Origin of the sequence: Sphaerochaeta sp. UBA5849 (genome assembly GCA_002432715.1) — a bacterium.
In the GTDB taxonomy this organism is placed as follows: domain Bacteria; phylum Spirochaetota; class Spirochaetia; order Sphaerochaetales; family Sphaerochaetaceae; genus Sphaerochaeta.
The window spans coordinates 1-2,178 of sequence record DJGJ01000066.1 but is presented as its reverse complement, the minus strand read 5'-3'; the positions used below and the strand labels follow the sequence as shown (position 1 = coordinate 2,178).

2 protein-coding genes are annotated in these 2,178 nt (G+C 63.6%); both read left to right on the top strand.

Annotation, left to right across the window (positions count from 1 at the left end):
- Positions 1 to 34: 34 nt before the first annotated feature.
- Positions 35 to 667, top strand: coding sequence for a hypothetical protein (locus B3K89_RS11275; RefSeq protein WP_320350089.1), 633 nt, complete (start codon positions 35 to 37; stop codon positions 665 to 667).
- Positions 657 to 1,979, top strand: coding sequence for an ISAs1 family transposase (locus tag B3K89_RS11270; RefSeq protein WP_345907421.1), 1,323 nt, complete (start codon positions 657 to 659; stop codon positions 1,977 to 1,979). Before B3K89_RS11275 ends, B3K89_RS11270 begins: the two co-directional genes overlap by 11 nt.
- Positions 1,980 to 2,178: the final 199 nt, after the last annotated feature.

Sequence of the window (2,178 nt, the reverse complement as noted above, 5' to 3'; positions counted from 1 at the left end):
CGTGTATTAAGCTATACTTAATACAGGAGAAGCCATGCCTACATTGCCAGAGTGGGTCCTCAGGTACAAGACCAAGGGTGTCTACGTGAAGAAGACCAAGACCGGGTACGCCCTGTACCGCGGGCATTCGGAGCGGGTGGAGGGAAAGCCCTACCCGGTGTTCCGGTGCGACGAGTACCTGGGCATCGTCACCGAGGCCGACGGCCTTGTGCCGTCGAGGCCCCCGGTCAAGGGTTCCGTCAGGGTGCTGCGCTACGGGCTCTGCCGGGCTGCGGAGGCCGTCTGCAGCGTGCTCAGGATGCATCCGCGCAGGCTGGGGCTGGACGCCGACCTGCTCTACGCGAGGGCGGTGCTCGGCTACGAGGGAAGGGAGAGCCGGGCGGGGTACGAGGGCAGCTGGCTGTCCATCCTGTTTCCTGGATTGGACCTGGACAGGGGCCTGGACGAGCGGGAGGAGCGGGTGCTGTCGAACCTGAGGCGGCAGGTGGCCTCGAAGCTGGAGGGTGGGTTCGGGCCCGACGGGCGGCGGCTGCTGGAGCTGTGCGCCGACCTGTATGCGGTGCATGTGAACGGGGCCTGGCACCTGGCGGGCCTGGGCGAGGAGCTGGCGCGGCTGGCGTCCAGGCATTCGGTCCCGTTGGACCTGGGAGGCGGATATGGAGTTTGAGACGCTGAGGATGCAGATTGCGGATTTCCAGGGCTCGCATACGGTCAGGATCAAGGAAGTTGACGGCGAGGGGCGGGTGCGGGTGCTCAGGAAGATCCTGAAGCTGCTTGGCGGGATGCCCGACACGCGGGTGCAGGGGCGGATCACCTACCCGCTGGGGGACCTGGTGCTCATGCTCTTCCTGGCCACGCTGGCCGGTTCGGACAGCTGCCTGGGGGCCGCGGATTTCTGGATGCACAACGCCAGGCTCTACAAGCGCCTGTTCGGGCGCGAGGCAGTCCCCAGCCATGACACCCTGCGCAGGGTTCTGGCGATCATCAGGCCCGGGGACCTGAACGGGCTGCTGGTTGGGGTGCTGGCCGAATCGGATGCGGCAATCAGGAAGGCCCTGAAGCTGCCGGCCCCCGAGAAGAAGGTCGTGTCGGTGGACGGCAAGCAGCTGCGGGGCACCGGGCGCAAGGCCGATACGGCAGAGGAGATCAAGGACCTGCAGGTCCTCAACGTCTACGAGCAGGATTCGGAGACGTGCCTGTACAGCGAGGCGATCGAGTCGAAGACCAACGAGATACCGCACGCCCAGGAGATCCTGTCGAGGATGAACCTCGCCGATACGGTGGTCACCTTCGACGCCATGCACCTGCAGACCAGGACCGTGGGCATCATCGCCGACGGCAAGGGCGACTACGTGGGGGGGCTGAAGGGCAACCAGGGCAAGGCCTCGGAATTCGCCAGGGCCCTGTTCACCCCGGAGAACCTGGAGAAGCTGAAGGCGGTCGACGGCTGCCACCACGAGACCAGCGAGATCAGCCACAACCAGCTCGAGCAGCGCTCCTTCTTCTTCTACCCGCTGACCCGGAGCGAGAAAAAGGGGGTGTTTGCGGACTGGAAGAAGGCGCATGCGCTGGTGTGCGTGTCCAAGCACATGGTGCACAACGTCACCGGGAAAACAACGGACGAGGTGCGCTACTACCTCACCAGCCTCAAGGACATTGCCGATGCGGCGCATTGCATCAGGGCCCACTGGAACATCGAGAACGGGCTGCACTGGAGCCTGGACACCGTTTTCCGCGAGGACGACATGACCCTCAGCGACCGCAACGCCGCCCTCAACCAGAGCATCCTGAACAAGGCGTGCCTGGCGCTGTATGCGAAGATGAGCAACCTCATCGGGGGAACGCAGAGAATCAGCAAGAAGCGGCTGAGGAAGATCTTCGGCTGGGATTTCAGCGGGGCGATGTCCCAGGCCCTGACACTGATGGACCCTCCCACCTTCGCCAGGTCCGTGGAGATACTGCCCAGGAAGGCGAGATAGACGACGAACCGGCCGGTAGGCTTGGCTGAGGAGGAGCCCGCTGCATGCACGGGTGCCTCGGCGTGCCGCCGAATATCCTGCTTGCCCACATTATCCAGCGATTCTTCTGGACATGGCATGGCGTCTGGCCCATCTACATCATTCATATGCCTGAGACACCTTTATAATTCATGTTGCAGATTTTGATGCGTACGTCCTA

Bases quoted from the DNA above. Each gene is read 5' to 3' on its own strand.
- B3K89_RS11275 (WP_320350089.1), top strand. From the start codon at position 35: ATGCCTACATTGCCAGAGTGGGTCCTCAGGTACAAGACCAAGGGTGTC.
- B3K89_RS11270 (WP_345907421.1), top strand. From the start codon at position 657: ATGGAGTTTGAGACGCTGAGGATGCAGATTGCGGATTTCCAGGGCTCG.